At 76.2% G+C, this 3,069-nt stretch carries 3 protein-coding genes and 1 tRNA gene; 2 read left to right on the top strand and 2 right to left on the bottom strand.

Translation table 11 applies throughout. The features are described from left to right. Positions 1-151: 151 nt before the first annotated feature. Entirely contained in the window at positions 152-931 is a 780-nt protein-coding gene (locus HCN52_RS26280) for a DUF4097 family beta strand repeat-containing protein (RefSeq protein WP_168090407.1), read from the bottom strand. 235 nt (positions 932-1,166) lie between these two features. Between HCN52_RS26280 and HCN52_RS23300 the strand changes: the two genes are divergently transcribed. Next, positions 1,167-1,238, top strand: a tRNA-Val gene (locus HCN52_RS23300). 93 nt (positions 1,239-1,331) lie between these two features. Here HCN52_RS23300 and HCN52_RS23295 read toward each other — a convergent pair. Further along, entirely contained in the window at positions 1,332-1,967 is a 636-nt protein-coding gene (locus HCN52_RS23295) for a DedA family protein (RefSeq protein WP_168090406.1), read from the bottom strand. Positions 1,968-2,232: 265 nt separating this feature from the next. On the opposite strand from HCN52_RS23295, the gene HCN52_RS23290 reads away from it, so the two are divergent. Beyond that, the coding region (locus HCN52_RS23290) for a superoxide dismutase family protein (RefSeq protein ID WP_245175392.1) at positions 2,233-3,069 on the top strand (837 nt) is incomplete at its 3' end.

Genomic DNA, 3,069 nt, shown 5'->3' with positions numbered 1-3,069 from the left:
CCCTTCGGCGGGGGCGGGACGCCCCCGCGCCACCGCCTGCCCCGCCCCGTCCCGACGATGCGCCGCGCGCCCCGGTCCGGCGGGAACCGGTCGTCGACAGCCGGGTTCCGGCCGTCCGCCCGGCTCGCCGCCGCCCGGGCCACCACCGCTCTCACCCGTCGTGGGGCACCACCGTCACGGTGCCGTTGCGGGTGCTGAGCGAGATCAGATGCTGCGTGCCGCCCTCCTCGACCGAACTCGTCACCCGGCCGTTGCGGTTCTCGGTCTCCACCCGGTACGCGGCGTCCCCGGGGACCTCGATCCGTGCGCTGCCGTTCAGGGTCGCCGCCTCCAGCAGGTCCGGCGCGCGGGCGACGTGCAGCTCGATGCTGCCGTTGCGGGTGTGGGCGCGTACCTCGGCGGCGGTCAGTCCGGAGGCGTCGATGGAGCCGTTCCGGCTGTGCAGCGCCACCGGGCCGGCCGCGTCCGTCACCTCGATGGTGCCGTTGCGGGTGGTCAGATGGAGCGAGGCGGTCAGCCCCTCGGCGGCCAGCGCCCCGTTCCGGCCCTCGACGCGGACGTCCAGCGCCTCGGGCACCGCGACCTCGTGCCGGGCCGAGCAGCGCGCGGCCATTCCCGAGCAGTCGACCCGGAAGGTCAGCCGCCCGCCGTCGTCCATCTCCCAGTCGACGGAGGCGTCGGAGGCGACGGCGGTCACGTCGAACCACCGGGTCACCAGCACCTCGCCGTCCAGCGAGGCGTCGGGCACCACGGTCACGTCGGTGTTGCCCGAGTCGACGACGAGTTCCTCGGCCTCGACGGTGAACGACCGCTGCTCGCCGTCGACCGACACCCGCTGCGCGGAGCAGCCGGTCATCGACAGGCCGGCCACCAGCAGCAGGCCTGCCACGGCCAGCGGCGAGGCGGCGGTCAGCAGGGGACGTCGGGGCACGGGGACCTCCCGGTCTCTCGGGGCGGGTACCGGCGCGACCCGGCCCGGTCGAGCGGCGCGCGAGAGCGCCGCCACCGGGCCCGACGCCGCCGGGAACTGACGGACGGTGGGACTCGTCGACAAGGACGCGGGGGACTCGCCCCGGGTTGCTCGCCGGGCCGCGCGCCGCGGGCCGGCCGCGGCGCGGTGGCAGTTGCCCGGCACCGGCCCCGGCCGGGTAGGGTGTGGGATTCCCGGGCGCATAGCTCAGCGGTAGAGCGCTTCCCTTACAAGGAAGATGTCACAGGTTCGATCCCTGTTGTGCCCACCGGTCACGGCGCCGGGCCCGTTGCGCGGGCCCGGCGTCGTGCTGTCCGGGGGCCGGAGCGCCGTCCGAGGAGCCCCGGGACGGCCCGGTGCCTCAGGCCGCGCGGGCCGGAGTGGGACGGCGCAGCAGGTAGGCGGCGCCGGCACCCGCGCCGATCAGCGCGAGCAGCGACAGCGCGGTGCTGATCCACCCCGCGCCCAGGATCTGCGCGCCCAGCCAGCCGAGCCCCACGCTGTAGGCGGTCCACGCCACGGCCGCCAGCGCCGACCACGGCAGGAAGTCGCGGGTGCGCCGCTGGGCGGCGCCGGCCCCCAGGCTCACGACCGCCCGGCCGGCCGGGGCGAACCGCGCGAGGACCACCAGGGCGCCGCCGCCCCGGGCGAGCGCGCTGCCGATGCGGTGCTGCGCGGTCGACAACTTCCGGGACCGTGCGATGACGTGGTCGAACCGCCGCCCGCCGCGGCGGGCGAGGCGGTACGCGAACAGGTCGCCGGCAACCGAGGCGGAGGTGGCGCACAGCACCAGGACGAAGAGCTCCGGCAGGTGGCTGCCGGGCATCGGCGCGGGGAAACCCGCGGTGCCCGCGGCGGTGCCGGCGGCGAGGGTGGCGGCGGTGACGACGACGGCCCCGCTGGGGAGGACGGGCACGAACACGTCCAGCAGGACGGAGGCCATCACGATCACGTAGATCCAGGGCGCGTAGAGCAGGACACCCAGGGTTTCCACCATCCAGTGCGTCCTGTCCCGGCCGGGAAGGCCGTGCTGTGCCCCGGTACGGCAACCGGGGAAGTGACGCCCCACGCCCCGTACTGATGTTCCGTCCGATGCCGAGGGTAGGCGGAACCACACCCCCGTTCAGCCATACAGCGTACGCGTGCGAACCCCGCCGAGTGCATAGGGGTGCGCCACGGGCTTGTCGTACCGCGGAGCGCGGGCAGGCTGGGACGGCGGTGCGGCGTCGCCGGATCGGTTCCCCGAACGAGAGGCGTGGGTTGTGCGAGGCGTAGCGGTGCGGACGACGGCGGCGATGGCGGCGGCCCTGGCAGCGGTGGTCGCGGCGGGCGGCGGGGCGGTGGCGCAACCGCCCGCCGCGGAGTCCGCGGAGTCCGACGAGCGGAACGAGAGCTACCGGCTGCGGGCGTGGGCGATGTTCAGCTCGCCCGGCGAGGACCCGCCCGCCGCGGCGATCACCTACGACCCGTCGCTGGTGCCGCAGGGCGCGCGGGTGGAGGTCGAGCAACGCGTCGCCGACGGCCGCACCACCATCACCCTCGGCGTCCGGGGCGTGCGGCCCGGCCACACCTTCGGCGCCCACGTCCACACCGACGCCTGCGGCCCCCGGCCGGCCGACTCCGGCCCGCACTACCGCGACGTCGAGGGGGACGACCCCTCGCTCGCCAACGCCGAGAACGAGGTCTGGCTGGACGTCACGGCGGACGGCCGGGGCACGGGCCGTTCCACCGCCGTGCAGGAGTGGACGTTCCGGCCGGGGGAGGCGGCCTCCGTCGTGCTGCACGAGCGCGCCACCTCCGACGGCCACGACGGGCACGGCGCCCCCGGCGAGGCGGGCGGCCGAGTCGCCTGCGTCACGGTGCCCTTCGGCAAGCTGACGGCCGCCGACCGGCCGACCGGCGGCGACCCGGGCGGGACCGCCGTCCGGGAGGAACCCGCCGCGGGCGAGGTCCACGACGCCGGCCACGCAGACGCCGCCGACCACGACGACCACGCCGCCGCCCAGTCCCTGCAGGAACCGGAAGCCGATCAGCTCGGGCATGTTGCGGGCCGCGCCGCAGAGCATCGAGCCGGCCAGGAAGATGACGACGGCGAGTTG

The sequence above is a fragment of the Streptomyces bohaiensis genome (assembly GCF_012033785.1).
GTDB classification, from domain to species: Bacteria; Actinomycetota; Actinomycetes; order Streptomycetales; family Streptomycetaceae; genus Streptomyces; species Streptomyces bohaiensis.
The sequence above is the reverse complement of the archived record's forward strand: the minus strand, read 5'-3'. Positions and strand labels throughout refer to the sequence as shown.

Excerpts from the sequence above, each read along its gene's own strand:
- HCN52_RS23295 (WP_168090406.1), bottom strand. The coding sequence starts at position 1,967 with ATGGTGGAAACCCTGGGTGTCCTGCTCTACGCGCCCTGGATCTACGTG.